This is a genomic window from Sphingobacterium corticibacter, assembly GCF_003076635.1.
In the GTDB taxonomy this organism is placed as follows: domain Bacteria; phylum Bacteroidota; class Bacteroidia; order Sphingobacteriales; family Sphingobacteriaceae; genus Sphingobacterium; species Sphingobacterium corticibacter.
The window spans coordinates 432376-453424 of record NZ_QDKG01000002.1 but is presented as its reverse complement, the minus strand read 5'-3'; the positions used below and the strand labels follow the sequence as shown (position 1 = coordinate 453424).

Genomic DNA, 21049 nt, shown 5'->3' with positions numbered 1-21049 from the left:
TTTAGATTATCTGAGCGGCTATGCTATCGAAGAAAACAAAATATGCTATTAAGGCACTCATGCTTTTAGGGAGAAACTATGGGAAGGATCCGATGCAGATCGTCAAGATCGCTGATGAAGAGCGTATTCCAAAAAAATTCTTAGAGCAAATCTTGTTGGAGATGCGTAACGCTGGCATGTTGTACTCTAAAAAAGGTGCTGGTGGTGGCTATAGTTTGAATAAATCACCAGAAGATATTTATTTATCTCAGGTCATGCGCCTTATTGACGGGCCGATTGCTTTATTGCCTTGCGTAAGTCTTAACTTTTATCGCTCGTGCGACGAATGCATGGAAGAACGCGTTTGTGGTATCCGTGATACATTTACTGACGTGCGGAATGCCATGCTACAGATCTTGAATGACACCAGCATTGCTGCCTTAATTAACAAAGAAAAAGAATTAGATCTGCACGTTCCTGAACAATAGTCAGGAACTGTTGCCTACCAAAAACCTACAGTACTTCCATTAATTTCTCGAAAGCCATTCCGCGCGAACCTTTCAACAGAATAAAGCTTTCGGCTAATTGTTGCTCGCGCAGAAATACTGCCGCTTCTTCGGTCGTGGCGAAGAAATGATCTTGCCCATTGTCTTGCTGAAAAAAAGCTTTCCCCACAAAAATGCGCAAATCTGCTGGGATGGTTTCCGCTTGTCGGATCACAGCAAGATGCTCGGTCGCGCTCTCCGCTCCCATTTCGAACATATCACCCAGAATGATCACTTTTCTATCGGCCGTCACCACTTTCATATTGTCTAACGCTGCTGCCATGCTGCTGGCATTTGCATTGTAAAAATCTGCAATCACGGTATTTCGCGCCGTTTTAGTGACTTGCGAACGGTTATTTTGCGGTGTATATTTCTCTACGCCAGCATTGATTTGATCGGCAGATAAGCCCATGCTAAGTCCGATCGCGATAGCCGCCAAGATATTCTCGGTATTGTACGAGCCGGTCAATTGCGTCGAAATCGATTGATAAGCACCGCGATTCACCTTCCACTCGATCTGCAAATAAGGATCTGCCGTCAAAAGCTTGCCAGACACGTCGTATTCTTCTGATGTGCCGTATCGAATCACTTGGTGGAACTGTTTGTCCTTAGCCATGTCCAGCAAATGCGTGTTGTCCGCCTGAATAAATAAGGTGCCTTGATGATCTGCCAAGTACGTATATAATTCTCCTTTAGCTGTTTTTACGCCTTCGAACGAACCGAATCCTTCCAAATGCGCTTTACCAACGTTGGTGATTAAGCCCAATGTGGGTTGTGCTAAACTAGATAGGAAAGCAATTTCGCCCACATGATTCGCGCCCATTTCAATGATGGCCACTTCGACATCTGCGCCGATGCTCAGAAGCGTGAGCGGTACACCAATATGATTATTTAAATTGCCTTTGGTGGCCAATGTCCGATATTTTTCGCTGAGCACGGCGTAGATCAATTCCTTGGTTGTGGTCTTGCCGTTCGTGCCGGTAATACCGATCACTGGAATGTTCAGCTGTTGACGATGATACTTCGCCAACTCTTGCAAAGTGGTGAGCACGTTATCTACCAGAATATACTGCGTTTCGTTTTCTTGATACGCTACTTCATCAATCACGACATACTTCGCACCACTGGCAAGTGCCTGTTTGGCAAAGGCATTGCCATTGAAGTTGCCGCCTTTCAACGCGAAGAAGATGCAATCTTGGCTAATTTGCCGCGTATCGGTACTGATTTGAGGAAATTGCTGATATATCTGGTAGAGTTGTTCGATCTGCATGACTCGGTTCATTTGGAACAAAAATAACGAAAAAACCGATGCGATCTATGCGTGGAATATTTCTGCAATCATGCAGCGTGCACTCCCTCCACCATACTTCTCAATCGTGTACAATGGCGTGTAGAGAAGCTCGCCGTATGCAGCTAGCTTTTCCTTCTGCGCATCGGTGAAATGTTTATGCGCTTGCTCACTCATCACAATCAGTGGATCTACATTAGTCTTGGTACGCAACTCCAAGATATTGCCACAAAAATGGTTCATTTGCTCTTCGCTAATTTCGATAATCTCTCGACCGCTGCCTTCCAGCGCTTGCTGCACTTTTTTACGCTGCGCACTATCTCTGATCGAATCCAGACAAATCACCACAAATTCCCTTCCTAACGCCATCATCACATTAGTATGGTAGATCGGCAATGCATCACCATCTACCTCTTGAAGAGCATCAAAAACGACGGCTTTATAATGCAGATCTTCGCAAAAGCGATCTACCAAAGCTGGATTAGCGCGTGGCGACAAAGAACAATAAGCCACGCTGTTGATCCGATCTAAAACTAACACGCCCGTGCCCTCTAAATAGTAATGTTGATCTTCATAAATGGAATAATCTATGATCTGATCGTACGGCAAACCTTCTTTTTGCAAAGCGCCGAGCACATTCAGGTTGCGTTCCAACCGACGGTTTTCGGCATACATCGGGTATAGCACAGCCTTGCTTCCGTGAAAGGAAATCACATTATTCGGAAAGATGCTGTCGGGAGTATCCCATTGGCCACTATCTTCCACGATGATGACTCGTACATCGCTGTTTTGCAGTAACTGTGCCATCGCATTGAACTCCGTCAACGCCAACTCCTGCGTATTATCTCGCGTGTCCTCGGCGGTTTGGAAATAATTATTGATCGCAGTATCTTCATTTTTGCGAAACTGAGATGGTCGCACCATCAAGATCGTATCGGTAGTTTGTTTCATGAGTTCAATCTCTATAAAGTGGTAAAGTGGAACATCGCAGCAAACCTTCTTGTTTACCAATTTCGTGATAAGGGATTTCTTCTACGTGCAGTCCTTGCGCTCGCAACCAATCGTTTAACCGGGTGAATTGCTTTTCGGAAACAACCACCTCTGGTGAGATAGAAAACACATTGGAATACATTTGATACATCTCGTCAGCCGTGATCTGGAAAAGGTTATCTAGGCCAAATAGGTCAACCAAGAACCGATATTCTCCGGGATTCCGAAATCCTCCTTCATAAATAATGGCTTTATCTTTGCCCACAGGTTGAAAACAGCAATCTAAGTGCAAGGCATTCGCGCGCGCATTAGTCATGGACTTCACCAAGTCAAATGCCTTCACTTTTTTCTGCGGAAAGAGATCCTGCATAAAAGCAATGGCCGCTGAATTGGTGCGCGCGGTATTGTACTGACTATAATCGGCTCCGGTATAGGTTCCGATCAGCAAATAATCGTTCCACACTAAGACGTCTCCACCTTCGATATGCACTTCTTCTGGCGGAAAAACTAATTTCCTCGGGTCAACCTGTTCTACAATTCTTTGAATCGCTTCCCATTCATCTGCCCGATCGGGCAATATATTCGCTTTCACGAAGACATCATCCACCACAAAACCGATATCTCTGGTAAAGATTTGATTCATATTTTCAGCCAGATTAGGTCGCAGCACTTCCACATGGTATTTTTCAAGCACGTGTTGAAATGCAGTGAGTTCCTTCACCATATCACCTTCCGCTGGATAAGTGCCGGCTTGAATATGTTCCAGCGATTTGGGATCGTAAGCTTCGGCTTCTGTTGGCGTTGGGCCATTAGAATCTGCTCGACCCAAAATTACGGAGCGTAATCGGTTTGTTTCATTGTGTATACCAAGCTTTAACATACTTTCTAGTTAGAGGATTCATGTCGCTTAAATTTACAGAATTATTTTTAGCCTTTAGGTAGCGACACCTGAACAGTTTACGTTTCAAATACAGTTAACTCCCAAAAAACAAAATTATGAAGAGAAGTAAAATCATTCTGCTTTCGTGTGTGATCCTCCTACTTTCATGTTCTAAAGATGAATGGATCAGCAATCCAGAAGGTCTAGAAGCCGAGATTAGTTTGGCTGCTGGTATGTGCGGCACGACTAAAGTTATAAAGATAAATAAAGATCTCACCAGTAAATCTGTACCCCAAAATAGCTGTGTGACTCTGCAGGCAGAAAAAGTACAACAAACGGATGAAGTAGTTTTCGAGAAACTGAACTCTTTTGTAAAAAAACTTGATCTTCAAAAAACTCCTATTCAAGAATGTTGGCGTTGCGTCGATGGAGCCGATTACATCGTGAAGCTCCGAAATGGGTCGAATAGTATAGAACACAGCATCTCATTAAACACCGACGATAAAGTCCGCCGCGAATTCGTTGAATTTTTAGAATCTCTATAGTGATTTTTGTCTTTGAGCTGTTAGATATGTGGCACTTAAAATATGGTTTAAGTAGGCTATTATAGGGTTCAGAATAAATGAATTACAAGGCTCTTTTTTCGTCGATAAAAATCGTATTTTTGCACCATCAAAATGTTCATAAAATAGCAGCCAGTTAAAAGCGAGTAAAACGGACGCTAGAACAATGTAAATGAAAAAGTTAAGGGCAAAAATGAGCAACATATTCTACAGCGAAAAATTTGAAGATCGTCACAATGGTCCACGGACCACGGAGGTAGACGAGATGTTAAACTTTCTGGGAGTGTCGTCTTTAGACGAGCTAATAGAGCAAACCGTGCCCGCTCCTATTCGGAGAAAGGCGCTTCGTTTGCCAGCTCCGTTAAGTGAAGTCGCTTACCTTGAGCGTGTCAATCAGATCGCAGAAAAGAACAAAGTTTTCAAATCTTTTATCGGACAGGGTTATTACAATGTCGTGCTTCCAGGCGTTATTCAGCGTAATGTCTTTGAAAATCCAGGATGGTACACGCAATATACACCTTACCAAGCCGAAATTGCGCAAGGACGTTTGCAAGCTTTATTGAACTTCCAAACGATGGTTTCTGACCTGACTGGTTTGGAAATCGTCAATGCCTCTTTGTTGGACGAAGCAACTGCTGCAGCCGAAGCAATGTTTATGTTGTTTAATGCGCGCAAGAATAAGGAAGCACGAACATTCTTAGTCAGCTCCGACATTTTCCCACAAACATTAGATGTATTGCACACCCGTGCTTTACCATTTGGTGTCGAGATCAGAACAGCAGATATCTCTGCTAGTGACTTGGCCGATGATGTATTTGCACTATTTTTACAATATCCTGCAGCGAGTGGTTCTGTAGCCGATTATCGTGCGCTTGTTAGCGCGGCTAGTGAAAAAGGCATTACCACGGCGGTAGCAGCAGATTTGATGTCGCTGGCGTTATTGACGCCTCCGGGCGAATGGGGCGCTGATGTTGTAGTTGGTAATAGCCAACGTTTTGGTGTACCAATGGGTTTTGGCGGACCGCATGCCGCTTATTTCGCTACAAAGGATGCGTACAAACGTTCAATTCCCGGCCGTATCATCGGTGTCACTTCTGATTCTTCCGGTAATTATGCGCTTCGTATGGCGTTGCAAACACGTGAGCAACACATCCGTCGCGACAAAGCTTCATCCAACATTTGTACAGCGCAAGCTTTGTTGGCGATTATGGCATCTTTCTACGCGGTGTATCACGGCCCACAAGGCATCAAAAATATTGCTTCGAGAATCCATGACTTAACACGCTTGGCCGACCAAGCCATTCAAGCTTTAGGTTACAAGCAGCTTAATGCAAACTATTTTGACACACTTCGTTTTGAAGTTGGTGAGCAAGCAGGCACGTTGAAAGGCGAAGCACTAGATAATAACCTTAATTTCTTCTACCAAGATCAGTTTGTAGGAATCTCTATCGACGAAACCACGACATTCGAAGACATCAAAACCATTGTAAAAGTATTTGCGAGAATAAAAGGCAAAAATGCGAATGATGTAGATGTTGAAGCGATTGCAGAACAATTGGAGCAAGCAATTCCTGCTGATTTAGTACGCCAATCAGACTATCTTACACACCCTGTTTTCAATAGCTATCACTCTGAAAGTGAGATGCTACGTTATATCAAATCGTTGGAAGCGAAAGATCTTTCTTTGTGCCATTCGATGATTCCGTTAGGATCATGTACCATGAAGTTGAATGCGACTTCGGAGATGATTCCAGTAACGTGGGCACGTTTTGGAAGCTTGCATCCATTTGCACCAGTTGACCAGACTTCGGGCTATATGCAATTGTTGGATGAGTTGAACCAATGGTTAGCTGAGATTACAGGATTTGCCAAAATGTCTTTCCAACCCAACTCTGGCGCTCAAGGTGAGTATGCCGGCTTAATGGTTATCCAAGCGTATTTGGAGAGCAAAGGCCAAGGACACCGCAATATTTGTTTGATCCCGGCTTCTGCGCACGGAACTAATCCAGCTTCTGCTTCGATGGCAGGCCTAAAAGTGGTGGTCGTGAAATGCGATGAGCGCGGTAATATTGATGTGGCCGATCTAAAAGCCAGAGCAGAAGAGCACAGCGAAAACCTACATTCTTTGATGGTGACTTATCCATCGACACATGGTGTATTTGAAGAGCCGATCATTGAGATCTGTAATACGATTCACGAACATGGCGGCCAAGTATATATGGATGGTGCGAATATGAATGCACAAGTTGGTTTGACTAGCCCAGGCTTTATTGGCGCGGATGTTTGTCACCTAAACTTGCACAAAACATTCTGTATTCCTCATGGTGGTGGTGGCCCAGGTATGGGACCAATCGGCGTAGCCGAGCACTTGGTGCCATTCTTGCCTAATCACAGCGTAGTACCAGTTTCTGGAAAAGAAGGAATCACAGCAGTATCTGCAGCACCTTACGGATCTACTTCCATTTTGGTGATTCCACACGCCTACATTGCCATGATGGGCAGCAAAGGTCTTACCAACGCTACTCAAATCGCCATCTTGAATGCGAACTATATCAAAGCGCGTTTGGAAGAACATTATCCGGTATTGTACGCTGGCGCAAATGGTCGTTGTGCACACGAGATGATTTTGGATTGTCGCAATTTCAAAAATGTAGGTATCGAGGTCGCTGATATTGCGAAACGTTTGATGGATTACGGTTTCCACGCACCAACAGTTTCATTCCCAGTAGCTGGCACCTTGATGGTTGAGCCAACAGAATCGGAATCGAAAGCAGAATTAGATCGCTTCTGTGATGCTTTGATCGCCATTCGTGCAGAGATTGCTTTGGTAGAATCTGGCGAAGTGGATGCTAAAACAAACGTGTTGAAAAATGCACCGCACACGGCGCAAGTAGTGATTGATGATGCTTGGGATCGTCCATACAGCCGTCAACAAGCTGCTTATCCATTGGCGTATTTACGAAACAATAAATTTTGGCCTACCGTTGGTCGGGTCAATGAATCGCAAGGTGATCGTACCTTGATCTGTTCATGCCCTCCGATAGAGGCTTATGCTGAACTAGAAGCGTAAGCAACTTTCAGCCAATAAAAAAAAGGATCTGACCAATCGGTCAGATCCTTTTTTAGTATAATCTAAATTGATAGCTACGCAATTCGCAATCGCAACAGCAGATAATATCAATAGGTTTAGAAGCTAAATGACTAAGTTTGCAGCATGGCGTTTGGAAAACTTTATCTTATACCTGTACCGCTAGCAGAAAGCGCAGAGAAGGCATCATACACTTTATTACATCAAGAAGTTATTCAATCTATCGATGAGTATATCGTGGAGAGTGAAAAGACCGCACGTCGTTTTTTGAAACATGCTGGGCTCAAAATTCCGCAAAGCGCATTGGTTATTCATGATTATGGCAAGCATGCGCGTGATAAGGTGGATTATAATGCTGTATTTAAAGGGCTGATGTCAGGCAAAGATGTAGGATTAATGTCTGATGCCGGATGCCCCGGCGTGGCAGACCCAGGCGCATTAATAGTTGCGGAAGCGCATAAACGCGGCATACACGTTATTCCCTTAGTCGGCCCCAGCTCGATCTTACTTGCATTGATGGGATCAGGATTCAATGGACAGCAATTTAGTTTTCAAGGATATTTGCCCATTGACAAAGGGGCTCGAAGCCGTACGATCAAGGATCTGGAAGCAACATCTGCGCGAGAGCGCAGCACACAAATCTTTATCGAAACACCTTTTCGTAATGAGCAGCTCCTAAGTGAATTATTACGCACCTGCCGACCAAATACGCGGTTGTGCATCGCTTGGAATCTCACTGGCGAGGACGAACAGATTATCTCGCAGCCGATCTCTAGGTGGAAAACATTAACAGGAATTGATCTTCATAAAAAACCTGCTATATTCCTCCTTTTTGCTTCATAATATCCGTAATTTTAGCTGAAATGATCTTAGCAGCACGCAGAGTTCGGGATCATCATATATCATAACGTAACATACATGTCCGAATTATCACCAGAATTAATTGCCGAATTGCAGCAGTTGACGATCTATGTCTTGATCGTCATCCTTTTGGTGTGGATTCTTTTCGCGTACAACGTGCGCAAGACATTATTACTGATTAAGCCCGAAAACCAAGTTATCTTACCCAATCAAGCCTGGTTTTTGGCAGTGCCACTCTTTAATATTTTTTGGAATTTCGAGGTCTCCAAGCGATTGGCATATTCTTTCAATAACGAGTTTTTTGATCGCAAAGTTGCGGTAGAAGACATGCCGACTTTACAAATCGGAAATCGCTATGCGTGGTCTTTTCTGATATACAACATTCCATTTTTCCCAGACTTCATACGTTTGCTGGCCTTCATACTGTGCATCACCTATTTTATATCGTATTGGTATAAGATTGTACAGTTTAAGTCGTTGATTGAAGAGCATGAAGCTTGGAAACAAAAACAACAATCCGATGAAGATTAAAGAATTAACCAACTATCTAGAGCAATTTGCCCCTTTAAGCTATCAAGAGTCGTATGATAACTCTGGCTTAATCGTTGGGAATCCAAACGATGAGGTACATCGTGCATTGATCTCTTTGGACTGCACAGAAGCTGTGGTAGACGAGGCTATCGCCGAAGGATGTGATATCATCATTTCTCATCATCCCATCGTTTTTAAGGGATTGAAACGGTTCACGGGTCAAAATTATGTGGAAAGAACCGTCATCAAAGCCATCAAAAATGGTATTGCGCTCTATGCGATACATACCAACTTGGATAATGTATTGGGTGGAGTAAACTCCAAAATTGCCGAAAAACTTCAGCTGGAGTCGGTTTCCATATTAGCGCCCAAAAAACATTTGCTGAAAAAGCTTACCGTATTTGTGCCTCGCACACATGTAGAAGACGTGCGTGAAGCGCTATTTAAAGGTGGCGCGGGCCATATCGGAGAATATGATCAAGCAAGTTTTAATACGGCTGGATACGGTACTTTTCGTCCGCTAGATGATGCGAGTCCGACGATCGGATCTCGCGGTGAACAAGAACGTGTGGAAGAAACGAAAATTGAGGTAGTGTATCCTGCGCACATCGAGCGCCAAGTATTGGTTGCCATGTTTGCTGCTCATCCGTATGAAGAGGTAGCTTATGATATTTTACAGCTCGACAATATGGTTGAAAAGATCGGCTCGGGCGCTATCGGCAACTTGAACGAACCTTTAAAGGGGGAAGATTTCTTACGATTTTTGAAAAACACCTTAAAACTCTCTGTCATCCGGCATACTGCCCTACCTGATCAGCGGATCAGTCGAGTCGCAGTATGTGGAGGTGCTGGTGGATTTTTGTTGCAAGATGCGATACGATCTGGAGCTGATGTATTTATCACTTCTGATTATAAGTATCATGAGTTCTTTGATGCCGAAAATAAAATCTTGATAGCCGACGTAGGACACTATGAAAGTGAACAATTTACGCAAGAATTATTGTTGGAATTAATTCAGAAAAAATTTGCTAACTTTGCTGTCCTGTTGACTGAAACAGAGACAAATCCGATAAAGTACTTTATTTAATGGAACAAACTGTAGAACAAAAACTAAAAGCTTTATGGGCATGGCAATCGATCCATACCAAAGTTGACAAAATTCGCCAGGTAAGGGGAGAACTGCCTATTGAGGTGGCTGATCTAGAAGACGAGATCGCGGGATTGGAAACGCGTAACGAGAAAATCCGTAGTGAGCTTGACGAATTGGAAGATTCCATCGTGTCACGTAAAAACATGATTAAAGATGCGCAAGCAGCTATCAAGAAATACGAAACTCAACTAAATGAAGTAAAGAATAATCGCGAGTACGATGCGATCACTAAAGAGATCGAGCTACAAGGCTTAGAAATCCAAGTTTGTGAGAAGCGTATCCGCGAAGCTGAATTTGAGATTAACAACAAAACGGAACTGTACGAGACGACTGAAGGAAATCTTAACTACAGTAAAGGTGAATTGGAAGTGAAAAAACAAGAGTTGGAAAACATCACTTCCGAAACACAAAAAGAAGAAGATACACTTTTGAAAGAAGCGGAAGCTTCTGAAAGTAACATTGACGAGCGCTTGTTGAAGGTTTCGAATAAACTACGTAAATCTTTCCGCAATGGCTTAGCGATCGTATCAATCGAGCGCGACAGCTGCTCTGGTTGTCACAATAAAATCCCTGCACAAATGCAGTCGGAAATCAGACAACGTAAAAAGATTTTGGTATGCGAACATTGCGGTCGTATACTCGTAGACGAAGAAATCGCCTCCGAAGAATCTTAACATGACATGAGAAAATTTCCGCCCTCCAAGATAATCTTGGGGGGCTTTTTCGTTTGTAGACAAGCAACTACAAATACAAATTGGATGGGAAAATTAGTGTTCAAACACTAAAAATATATTTTAGATTTGCCTCAGTCTATACACATCCGCACATCAAGTGTGGATATTTTGAAAAACAAAAGGTAAAGAAAATGAACACAAAAGTACGTCGCACCTATCTTGCGCCAACCCTTGATATTTTTATTGTAGAATTGGAAAACAGCATCGCAGCCGGATCGGCCCAAGTCGTTGTTCAATCAGCGAATCAAGATGTAGATCATGTATGGGAGTCCAATATTGCTGATGATCGCGAGATCTATTGGTAATCATATTCTCATCTAGAACTTCGATTCATGAAAACCAGACCATTCCTTTTGCTACTTGTATTCGTAGTAGCATTGTATTCCTGTAACAAAGAGTCCTTTAATGTCAATGAAGTTACCTCTTTAGATGTCAATTTAGTTGGCTTAGAACTCGAGAGTTCGGAATCCAGTGATACAGAAGAGTCTAACACAGTAAATCGCGCTGCGACAACAACGATTGAAAACAATGCTATAGAAATTGTAAACATACCATTTAACCAAGATTTCGGGGTTACAGTATCATTATCTCCCGATGGCGCCACAGCTGCCTCTGAAGGGGGCACTACCGAAACTAACCACACCGTTTCTCGCGCCGCAGGAATAACGAACAGCGGACCGAAAAGTTGGAAACTCGACAACGGCATTAAATATCGTCTTCTAGCTTACGATAGCAACGAAATTAAAGTTGTGGATACAATATACACTGTTGGTGCATATAGCGGAAATGGATTGAATCTGAATAGCGGGAGTACATATACTTTTATTGCATATTCTATCCTTAGTAATTCGCAGGTACCAGCAGCTCCTGCTGGCAAATTGTCTGATGCCGTTTTCACAGGTATAGATGGCAACACAGATTTCATACATTTCCGTAAGAGCTTAACGCTAAAACCGGGTAAAAATGAGCTGAATGTTTTGTTGAAACACGCTTTCAGCCAACTTGCCACGCGCGTTAATTCAGGAAGTGTTGGCAATATTACGACTATAAAAGCGCGTATAGGAGATCATTTCCTAGCGCCTACCATTAGCCTTTCCAATGGCAATGTGTTAGCTTACAATAACAGAGCAGCAAATGGTAAAGAGATTGTGTTTGTAAACACTTCGACAAATAGCGCAACTAATGAGGCTACCATAGTCTGTAATAGCGGAGCTAACACAAGCACAATCACGATCGACGAAATTACTATTAACAACATAACTAAAAAAGCAATTACTATTCCAGGTATAAAACTTGCTCCCGGAACTCGGTATGTGTTGACTCTAAATATAAAAACCTTCACGCCTGATGCAGAACCAGGAATCCAATTAGGTAATAGTACCTATGCTCCGGGCAATCTCGTTTATAGCCGCAGCTCAAATACCTATAGTTTTTCAAGCAAAGGTGATGGCGATCTTTGGTTCAAAAATTACGTTAAACCTAGGCGCAATGATTTAGACAATCTACCATGGGGACAAAATAATCAAAGGCCGCGAGCGGAACTAAATGGTGGAGCTGGAGACCCTTGTACCCTAGTCGCGCCTTTAAACACGTGGAGGCTTCCAACGCGCGCTGAAATGGAAAATATTAGAACGTCAACAGAAGCTCAAGTAAGCGGGCATCCGGGGCCGAACATTTACGCGCCGGTACGTTATATTGCAGAAAGCTACCCTGGAGGCGCTAGACGTGGCATGTATTTCGGCAAGCAAACCGACCCTGGAGCTGATTATAAAAAATATCTCTTCATTTCATTCGAAGGAACTTATAATGACAATACCGCTCGCGCCGATTTAAATGACACAGGGTGGTACATGCTCAAAAATGGTAATAACTTTGAGAAAATGCAGATCGGCCCAAATATTTACACCTTTGGATTCGCTTCATTGGATGATAATACAGCCGTATCTATCCGCTGTGTAAGAGCAAACTAAGCCTGAATCTACACGAATTAGGAAACAATAATGAATTAAAAAAGTAGGAGTCGGATCAAGTCAATGAAGATATAATCCGACTCCTACTTTTTTAGTTTTCAGACTGGACTATAGCAATCGTAGAAGCAAAAAATAGCACCAAATTCTAGATCTCACTAATTTAAAAATCGCTCAAGATAACCGATATTCTCAGCCAGATTGCGGTCTTTCAGTAATACCACTTTCTTATCATCCAATAAATAAAAGGTTGGCGACGCCTTAAGATCATACAGATTATGGGCCAAAATAGAACGATCCGCATTCAACCCATTTATCCATAACGATGGAATGTATTGCTGATAATCTTCCCATAAGCTTTGCTCAGCATTGGCATAAATAGCCAGTATTTCTAGATCTCCACGCTTAATCCACTCCTGAACCTGCACAATAGGCTGCAGACTTTCAATAGCACTGGCACAACCTCCGCAACCTGGCTCATAAAAGAATACTAAAATGTACTTTGCTTTTTGTTTATACAAATCGGTCTTTTCACCGCTAACCGTTTCGAAGGAGAAATTAGTTGCTTTGCTGCCTGGATTGTTTTTCCGAATTAAGGTTAACCGATCCTGAAAGCGTTGACGTTCGTAATCCGGTATACTTTCTTCACTTACCACAAACTCTAATACGGGTAGGTAGAGCGTTTCATTGTACATCGGAGAATTAGGATTATAAAGGTATTTCCCATAGTTCTCTACAAAGAAGTTCAATACAGTAAGGGATACTGCCGCTCGCGGCAGCATGTTTCTAATAGCCTCAACAGACTTTTTGCTATCGCTCTGTGTTGCCAAAGCGAGGAAGTCTGCCACCGCCTGCTCTCCCACTTCTGGCTTGACTATATTAACCGTATCACTAAAATCATATTGACCCCAAAACTCCGATACGGTTAAAGTTGTAGACTGCGGGGATTTAGACTGCTCTTTGCTTTCTTTACAGGATATGGTAATAAGAAAGATAAGAGAAATACAGCACATCAGCGGTGTTCTCATAACTACAGGAAATTAAAATCGATCACTAATTGTCTCCAAACAGAGCCGCAAAAAAACCTCTTTTTTGCTTTCTTGCGGTTAGATTGGGTTGTCCATACAATATAGGTATAATATCCTGCGATCCGTGTCGCATAGCAGAAATGGCTCGATAGATGGCCGTCCAATCGGGTAACCCACCGAGATTCCGGTCATCAATAAATAGATCTGCTGTAAGCTTGCGCGAAGCGCGCGTGGTTTCTTCTTCGGGAAAGTTAGCATTGTGCGCATAAAAAATAACGCCGTGCGCCGCACAATAATCAATAGCTTCCTGCAAAAGAGCACCTTCCCGAACCGTCCACAAGATTAGTGTATGTCGTTCCTCGCGTAGCTTTATCAAGATATCAATAGCAAATGGTACAGGTTTACCAATTTCAGGATATCGATGCTCTACAATAGTTCCGTCAAAATCTACAGCTATTATCATATTTCAATCGTATGTATACGTATGTCTGGACACACAAAGATAGCGTTTTGAAAACACAATATTCACGAGTAGCAAACTACAAGTCAGTTCAGATCACTACGAATTCGAGTCGTGTAAATTAAGCGCTACGTTTACTAACAAACAATTGGTAATAGCGTTTTTATCTTCTTACACAGCGCACATTTTGAAACGAAGAATCCAGCAATCCGCCTCCCAAAAGGCTCAGATTAAGCACTTCTAATAAGCTAGGATTGATACTGTTGTAAGCCGCAGTGAGTCCGGAGGCAGGAACCCTGGCAGCCCTAAAACCGTAGGCGCCCAATGACACAATAGGTGGAATTGCCACAAATTGATCATGCGTCCAAATTCGTGCCTCTGTGCCATAACCTACGCGATTTCCAATCTCAATACTAATCAATCCGCTCACTACGTTAACGGCGTTCGCGAATCCATTCATATTAAATCGTAGGTTTGAACTAACGTATTGCGGAGCGCCAGTACCTGTTGCTGGGTACTCATAGTATCCTAGTCCACCATTTGGATTGTAGACCACATTTTGAGAAGGCCCTGTTGGACCAAACACGCCAGGAGATACTCCCAACGTATTAAAATCGGCTACTGTAGCTTGCCGCCAGACGCTAAGTCCGTCACCAGGCCGACTTGTAGGATGAACCAAGGTACAAGGATCTCCATCTACACCAAACATCGTTGGCGTGTTCGCTCGGAAAGGCCAATAGGAAGATCGCATATCCGTATGCGCATAAGTCGCATGAAATCGGTATCGATTTCGTGCTGACGGATGTAGATACAGATTCGTTCTAGCCCAGCGGACTGGTGTTGTACCCAATCCATTATTGACAATCAGGGGAGATTCCACTAAATCTATTTTGGCATTATGCGTACGTCCAGCTGCCAAAGAAGAAGGCACAGTAAGATTAAAAACCCTATTTAAACCAGTAAAAGCTCTCGTCGTAGTGCCATCCGTCATCGTAATCGTAACATTATTTAAGGTGACAGCTAGATTATTTGACAACGTGGCTGGTGTCGCCGAATGGAAATATATTGCTTTACGATCATTAAAACCCGCATCTACATTTTGAAAATTACCTACCGCTAATGTTGCTGACGGCGTGTAAGGAGCAGTACTCGTAACCTGTCCACTAACTAACCCAAAAGTCCCATTAGTAAGCGGCGCACTTGCGCCTGGCAGACCTCCTAAAGTTACATCCAGCTGTGTAATATTATCAGCAAACATACCTCGCGCATCAATCTCTACCGCCAAGCGACCTACCTGATGAAGAAAATTGATATTTAATGGTGTATTCGCAGCTCCTGTAGCAGGAATTGATATTGTACCATTAGCATACAGGAAGTCTGAGTTGTTACCCATATTTATTTGCGGATTTGCCCCCGGATTTGCTAGCACAGGAATATCCGTAGCATTATTATAAGAATAAGCATACCAACGGTAGGTGTCCCCTCTTACTACTTCTATTTGTTGCGTTGTATCTGTTACTGTAGATGTTGAAGATGTCAATTGCTTTTGTCGCCAATACGTCTGCGTACTACCGACTAACTTATAAAGAACAAGCCTGTATTTGAAGCCGGGCGTCATTGGAGTTGCCGCACGTGAGATGCCTCCCCCAGAAGCAAGCTCATTAGAGCCCTCACCAACACTTTTCTTCCAATTATTAGAGATAGAAGTGATCGCATCAAAATCATCACCTTCCACAAAAGTACTTTTGTTTGCTAATTCATTAACATCGTGCCTATTAGATGATTGAGAAGAATTTCCAATGCTTCCCATAGCATTGATCGGCGAAGTTAGATCCACATTTTCCGTGTCATCCACCATTGCCTCCACAACCATTAAACTGGCATTAGGATCCTGCAGGTCTTCTCGGCCCGCATTTCTTTCGCAAGATGTAATAAAGTAAGAAAGTAGTATAAAACAAGCGCCCATTCGACGCGAGAATCCGAAGTAAGTCTGTGCGATCATCATAATATAGGTACTAAAGTATTTATTGGTTTTCTGCTCTATCTTACAAATCCGTAATCCAAGAACCATTCCCCCCAACCTCCCAATCTTCTACGGTAGGTTGATATTGGTTACCGTTTAAACCACCCGATACCATCACTGAAGACGCTGCGATTCCATGTTCCGTTATCAAAGAAACAATCTCTACTTGCGGGTTCGAATAACTTCTTTTTTGATCTTTCATAAAATAAGTATTTATACGTGAAATTATTATTGTAAACTAGTCTGTATCATAGAATGATTTATAAAAATCATCCTCTTATCAATTTAGCATTAATCAGTGGTAAAAAATAAAACTACAACCACCATAAATTACTCAGATAAAACCATTTAAATATAGTATGTATAAAACACAACAGGGAGAAAATATTCTTGATAAATCAAAAAAATGACATTTGTTTCTTGTCATTATTAATCAAATCCAATTGAGGGAAATTTATTTAATCTATCATAGCGCTGTTGGCCAATATTATCCAGACAAAATATCTTTAAAAAAAGAGAGGGAAAATTGTTAAAGAAAAAAACATAAGCCTTAACTTGAAAGAGCACTCACCATAGAACAGCAGGGAATTCGGGATCGCACATTATCCCAAACCAAAATAAATTAAGCGCTATGATCATCACTTGGTGCCAATTTCTGGTAGATAGGATAAAAAACACATGATTATCGCTTGCTAAACACCTGTCTTCTAACGTCATTTAGATCGATAACACCCCAAAGTTCTCTTAAAAAAAAGAAAAACGCTATCTTAATGCAACCATGCCGTGTCACGAGAATTTGTAGTGTGAAAACTACAGAAGCGAATAATTATAACATATACATTCGCCCCTGAAGTACACTTGTAGTACCTTTACGGCTGAGCGTAAACTCGACTGAATATAGTATCGACACGACTTGATATATAGACATTACCAGACAACTACATGATTAATTTAACATCATTTGCAAGATGAAGATATTGGTCGTATTTACAGCATTTATCGTAGCCTTTCTGTTGGGTAGACTATTATTGCCATACGTTCTTCTTATCAGTTATCGTAAGCGACTGTTTGACCCTGTTGATATCAGAAAAACACATACAGAATTAGTATCTAGACTTGGAGGGGTCACATTTGTACCGATCCAATGTGTTTTAGTCGTCCTCACTTTGATTTTATGTTACAGAAATAATCTGGTGGATTTTAATCTGGAAACTTTCGAGATCTACCCTATGATTATGGGTCTTGTTTGTGGATTGGTCGTCTTATTTATTGTTGGTATTACCGACGATTTGATCGGTATTAACGCTAGGACTAAGCTTTACATGCAAATATTTGTAGCCTGTTTTTTACCTATCTCAGGTGTATGGATTAACGATTTGTATGGTGTATTTTTTGTCACTAATATACCTGCTTGGATAGGAGTACCGCTAACTGTTTTTATAACCGTCTTAATCATCAACGCAATAAACCTCATTGACGGTATCGACGGACTATGTTCGGGCCTGGTACTAGTTGGATGTTTAGCTTTGGGCACGCTATTTATGATTAATCAAGCGTGGTTACATGCCTTATTTGCCTTTATAACAGCAGGGCTATTAATCCCGTTTTTTCACTACAACGTATTTGGGATCTCTCGAAAAAAACGTAAGATATTTATGGGGGATTCCGGCAGTCTAACACTTGGCTTATCGATGTCTTTCTTATCCGTAAGCTACGCGATGAATAACCCACATATCCAACCCTTCTCCGAAGGAGCAATTGTTGTAGCATTTACCGTCTTAATAGTACCTGTGATGGATGTTGCACGTGTTATGCTCGTTCGTTTGCGTTTAGGCACGCCGGTTTTTCGTGCTGATCGTAGCCATATACATCATAAGCTTCTAGACCTGGGCATGTCTCATCAAAAAGCAATGATTACCATTATTTCACTTGCTGGGTTTTTTTGTATCTTTAATGCCATAGCTGTACAGCTTATTAGTAATAATATTGTGCTTGCAGCTGATTTAATATTATGGGGTGTTTTTCATACTATAATAGATAAAACGCTTAAGCGTAAGCAATCTATCGTTACGAAATCGACATCTGAGAAATATAAAAATCACAATCAGGTAGTAGCAGATCAATTAAAATAATTGGCGGAAACGCACAAAAACTTACCCTTTCTGGATGAAAATAGCGATCATAGGCGGATCAGGCTTCGTAGGAACAAAATTAATTGATGCGCTAGGCGTAACTCCCGAACTGTCAATTATAAATATTGATAAACAGCCAAGTGAAGCGCATCCTACCTTGACGGTTTTAGGAAATGTGCTAGATACGGAGTCATTATCTAATTCACTAATTGAAGCAAGCGTGGTCGTCTTATTAGCCGCCGAACACCGCGACGATGTCTCGCCAACATCATTGTATTACGACGTTAATGTAAAAGGAATGCAGAACACGTTAGAAGCAATGAAGAAGCAAGGTGTTAAACAACTTATCTTCACCAGTTCTGTCGCTATTTATGGCTTAGACAAGGACAACCCTGATGAATCTTTTCCGGCGGAGCCATTCAATCACTATGGAAAAAGTAAATGGGAAGCCGAATTGGTGCTACAACAATGGGCGCAAGACCATCCTGATTGGAGCATTGCCATTGTCAGGCCGACAGTGATATTTGGCGAAGGCAACCGTGGCAACGTTTTTAATCTATTGAATCAAATAGCTTCTGGAAAATTTATGCTTATCGGGAAGGGAAACAATGAAAAATCCATGTCCTACGTTGGAAATATCGTTGCTTTCCTGCAATTCCTCATTGCTAAAATTAGCCCTGGTGTACACGTATATAATTATGTGGATAAGCCGGATTTTACTACCAAAGATTTAGTACATCATACAGGAAAAATCTTGGGCAAACGTATTCCCACATTACGTATTCCGTATTGGTTAGGCATGCTGGGCGGATATGGTTTCGATGTCTTAGCTTTTCTAACCAGAAAAAAGCTGCCGATTAGTTCTGTTCGAGTTAAGAAGTTTTGTGCTGTGACACAATACGATTCTACCAAAGCAATGACTTCGGGTTTTCAACCGCCATACAGTATGCAAGAGGGATTAAGACGAACTTTAGCAGCAGAGTTTGGTAAATAAAATTATTACGACAGAATCATCAGACTCCATGCTTAAGCAGTTTATCAAAAAATACCTTAAAAACTTCACCTATTTCTATCGATATCTCCGATACCGGATCTTCATCGTTATCGGTCTGACTTTCATGTTTGGCTTGATGGACGGGCTGGGATTAAGTATGTTTTTACCCCTATTTCAGATAGCGGCAGATAGAGAAGGAGGGACAGCAAATGCGCCTGCGGAAGATAATTTCTTGATGAATTTTTTCACCATTGCCGGAATAGAGTTCACTTTAGTGAATATGCTCATCCTGATGGTTGTTTTCTTTGCTTTCAAAGGACTATTCTATTATGCGAAATCTATCTATGATGCAAAAGTATCTCGATATTTCCTCGTCTCAACACGCAAAAACCTATTAGAAAAGTTTTCGCACTTATCATTCCGCTATTTTATCAAGGCCGATGTTGGTGCCGTACAGAATCTCATGACCAGCGAGATAAACAACCTATTGTATGCTTTTCGAGATTATTTGATTATTGTACAAAAAGGGGTGATGGTGATCGTTTATATGCTATTTGCTTTTGCCATGAATGCTGAGTTTGCTATTTTGATCATGATCGGTGGGTTGTTGTTTAATTTTGTTTTCCAGTGGATTTACAAATTTACTCTTGCCGCATCAAGAAAATTGGTCAGTGAAAGCAACGACTACCAAGGCACCATTATTCAATTGGTGGCCAATTTTAAATATTTGAAGGCGACGGGTTTTATCCAAGATTATGCAAAACGAGTGGCTCGAAATATAGAATCTATTGAGGCAGTAAATTACCGATTGGGCAAATTAGGGTCTATCACAGGGGCAATTAGAGAGCCGATACTCATCTTTATCGTTGCGGCAGTAATCTTATTGCAGGTTTATGTCAGAGAAAGCCCTTTAAGCACAATCATTGTCAGTTTGCTTTTCTTTTATCGCGCCTTGACCAACTTAACAGATCTTCAAGCACAGTATAACTACTTTTTGGGTAAAGTGGGCACTATGGAGAATGTTGCCAAGTTTACTGAAGAGATTGATGAAAACCGCGAAGTAACAGGCTTAACTAAATATGAATCGCTACAACAAGGGCTCACTTTTAAAGACCTTGAATTTTCCTACGGAAATCACCGCATCATTAAAGGAATTGATCTAAAAATTTCAAAAAATGAAACCACTGCATTAGTGGGCGAATCGGGTAGTGGAAAGTCGACCCTAGTAAATATCATTGCAGGTTTGCTTGACACCAATAATGGCACCTATTCGATCGACAACAATCAATTGACAAGTTTAGATAGATATTCTTTCCAAAAAAAGATCGGCTATATATCGCAAGAAACCGTGATATTCAATGCCAGTATCTATGACAACGTTACCTTATGGGCTGAGCCTAATGAAGAAAATATTTTACGGTTTCAAGAGGCATTGAATAGAGCTTCTTTAACAAGTTTTGTTGACAGTTTACACATGGGAAAAGAAACAGAACTTGGTAACAATGGCATTAATTTGAGCGGAGGGCAGAAACAGCGGATATCCATTGCGAGAGAGCTATTTAAGGATGTTGATATTTTGATCCTGGATGAGGCAACCTCGGCGTTAGATTCAGAAACTGAAAAAACTATACAAGAAAATATTGATGCGCTCAAAGGACAATTTACCATCATTATTATTGCGCATCGCCTTGCCACTATTCGTAATGCAGATAAGGTCGTCTTGATGAGTGATGGAAAGATTGTAGATCACGGCTCTTTCAATGCATTGAAAGACTCCTCTCCCAAATTCAAGAGGATGGTGGAGCTACAGGAGTTGTAAGGTTTTTCCCATTTTAA

The 21049-nt window shown here is 41.8% G+C and carries 19 protein-coding genes; 12 read left to right on the top strand and 7 right to left on the bottom strand.

Annotated features, from left to right (window positions below):
• Positions 1 to 20 precede the first annotated feature (20 nt).
• A complete protein-coding gene (locus DC487_RS07975) occupies positions 21 to 467 on the top strand; it encodes an RrF2 family transcriptional regulator (RefSeq protein ID WP_116775429.1) in 447 nt (148 codons plus the stop codon).
• A gap of 25 nt (positions 468 to 492) precedes the next feature.
• On the opposite strand, the gene DC487_RS07970 is transcribed toward DC487_RS07975, so the two are convergent.
• The 3 genes from DC487_RS07970 to DC487_RS07960 are packed head-to-tail and all read right to left on the bottom strand — an operon-like array spanning position 493 to position 3682.
• On the bottom strand, positions 493 to 1794 hold the full coding sequence (locus DC487_RS07970) for a UDP-N-acetylmuramoyl-tripeptide--D-alanyl-D-alanine ligase (protein WP_116775428.1): 1302 nt from the start codon (positions 1792 to 1794) through the stop codon (positions 493 to 495).
• 45 nt (positions 1795 to 1839) lie between these two features.
• Positions 1840 to 2763 carry a citrulline utilization hydrolase CtlX gene (gene ctlX, locus DC487_RS07965; RefSeq protein WP_116775427.1) on the bottom strand — a complete coding sequence of 308 codons (924 nt, stop codon included), beginning with the start codon at positions 2761 to 2763 and terminating at the stop codon, positions 1840 to 1842.
• 4 nt (positions 2764 to 2767) lie between these two features.
• Complete coding sequence (locus DC487_RS07960; protein ID WP_116775426.1) at positions 2768 to 3682, bottom strand: dimethylarginine dimethylaminohydrolase family protein; 915 nt, start codon at positions 3680 to 3682, stop codon at positions 2768 to 2770.
• Between the two features lie 116 nt (positions 3683 to 3798).
• Here DC487_RS07960 and DC487_RS07955 point away from each other — a divergent pair, with 116 nt between their 5' ends.
• The 8 genes from DC487_RS07955 (at position 3799) to DC487_RS07925 (ending at position 12579) form a co-directional block, all read left to right on the top strand.
• Positions 3799 to 4227, top strand: a complete 429-nt coding sequence (locus DC487_RS07955) for a hypothetical protein (protein ID WP_116775425.1) — start codon at positions 3799 to 3801, stop codon at positions 4225 to 4227.
• A 211-nt stretch (positions 4228 to 4438) separates the two neighbouring features.
• Positions 4439 to 7315 (top strand): aminomethyl-transferring glycine dehydrogenase, encoded by a 2877-nt coding sequence (gcvP, locus tag DC487_RS07950; RefSeq protein ID WP_116775424.1) that lies wholly within the window; start codon positions 4439 to 4441, stop codon positions 7313 to 7315.
• A gap of 144 nt (positions 7316 to 7459) precedes the next feature.
• Positions 7460 to 8176: an SAM-dependent methyltransferase gene (locus DC487_RS07945; protein WP_116775423.1), complete on the top strand. Its 717-nt coding sequence runs from the start codon at positions 7460 to 7462 to the stop codon at positions 8174 to 8176.
• A gap of 75 nt (positions 8177 to 8251) precedes the next feature.
• The gene (locus DC487_RS07940) at positions 8252 to 8725 is read left to right on the top strand and encodes a hypothetical protein (RefSeq protein ID WP_116775422.1); all 474 of its coding nucleotides are present in this window, start codon (positions 8252 to 8254) and stop codon (positions 8723 to 8725) included.
• The gene (locus tag DC487_RS07935; RefSeq protein ID WP_116775593.1) at positions 8715 to 9812 is read left to right on the top strand and encodes a Nif3-like dinuclear metal center hexameric protein; all 1098 of its coding nucleotides are present in this window, start codon (positions 8715 to 8717) and stop codon (positions 9810 to 9812) included. Before DC487_RS07940 ends, DC487_RS07935 begins: the two co-directional genes overlap by 11 nt.
• Positions 9812 to 10549, top strand: a complete 738-nt coding sequence (locus DC487_RS07930) for a zinc ribbon domain-containing protein (RefSeq protein WP_116775421.1) — start codon at positions 9812 to 9814, stop codon at positions 10547 to 10549. Before DC487_RS07935 ends, DC487_RS07930 begins: the two co-directional genes overlap by 1 nt.
• A 191-nt stretch (positions 10550 to 10740) precedes the next feature.
• Positions 10741 to 10914, top strand: a complete 174-nt coding sequence (locus DC487_RS17220; protein WP_165799045.1) for a hypothetical protein — start codon at positions 10741 to 10743, stop codon at positions 10912 to 10914.
• 27 nt (positions 10915 to 10941) lie between these two features.
• Complete coding sequence (locus tag DC487_RS07925; RefSeq protein WP_116775420.1) at positions 10942 to 12579, top strand: hypothetical protein; 1638 nt, start codon at positions 10942 to 10944, stop codon at positions 12577 to 12579.
• Between the two features lie 155 nt (positions 12580 to 12734).
• On the opposite strand, the gene DC487_RS07920 is transcribed toward DC487_RS07925, so the two are convergent.
• The 4 genes from DC487_RS07920 to DC487_RS17215 all read right to left on the bottom strand — a co-directional run bounded on the left by DC487_RS07920 (position 12735) and on the right by DC487_RS17215 (position 16289).
• Positions 12735 to 13604 (bottom strand): DUF5106 domain-containing protein, encoded by an 870-nt coding sequence (locus DC487_RS07920; protein WP_116775419.1) that lies wholly within the window; start codon positions 13602 to 13604, stop codon positions 12735 to 12737.
• 25 nt (positions 13605 to 13629) lie between these two features.
• Complete coding sequence (locus DC487_RS07915; protein WP_116775418.1) at positions 13630 to 14067, bottom strand: BT0820 family HAD-type phosphatase; 438 nt, start codon at positions 14065 to 14067, stop codon at positions 13630 to 13632.
• Between the two features lie 160 nt (positions 14068 to 14227).
• Positions 14228 to 16069, bottom strand: coding sequence for a hypothetical protein (locus DC487_RS07910; RefSeq protein WP_133228459.1), 1842 nt, complete (start codon positions 16067 to 16069; stop codon positions 14228 to 14230).
• 40 nt (positions 16070 to 16109) lie between these two features.
• Positions 16110 to 16289, bottom strand: coding sequence for a hypothetical protein (locus tag DC487_RS17215; RefSeq protein WP_116775416.1), 180 nt, complete (start codon positions 16287 to 16289; stop codon positions 16110 to 16112).
• Between the two features lie 766 nt (positions 16290 to 17055).
• Between DC487_RS17215 and DC487_RS07900 the strand changes: the two genes are divergently transcribed.
• The 3 genes from DC487_RS07900 to DC487_RS07890 are packed head-to-tail and all read left to right on the top strand — an operon-like array spanning position 17056 to position 21032.
• Positions 17056 to 18219 carry an MraY family glycosyltransferase gene (locus tag DC487_RS07900; protein ID WP_116775415.1) on the top strand — a complete coding sequence of 388 codons (1164 nt, stop codon included), beginning with the start codon at positions 17056 to 17058 and terminating at the stop codon, positions 18217 to 18219.
• A gap of 34 nt (positions 18220 to 18253) precedes the next feature.
• Positions 18254 to 19213: an NAD-dependent epimerase/dehydratase family protein gene (locus DC487_RS07895; RefSeq protein WP_116775414.1), complete on the top strand. Its 960-nt coding sequence runs from the start codon at positions 18254 to 18256 to the stop codon at positions 19211 to 19213.
• A gap of 28 nt (positions 19214 to 19241) precedes the next feature.
• Positions 19242 to 21032, top strand: coding sequence for an ABC transporter ATP-binding protein (locus DC487_RS07890; RefSeq protein ID WP_116775413.1), 1791 nt, complete (start codon positions 19242 to 19244; stop codon positions 21030 to 21032).
• Positions 21033 to 21049: the final 17 nt, after the last annotated feature.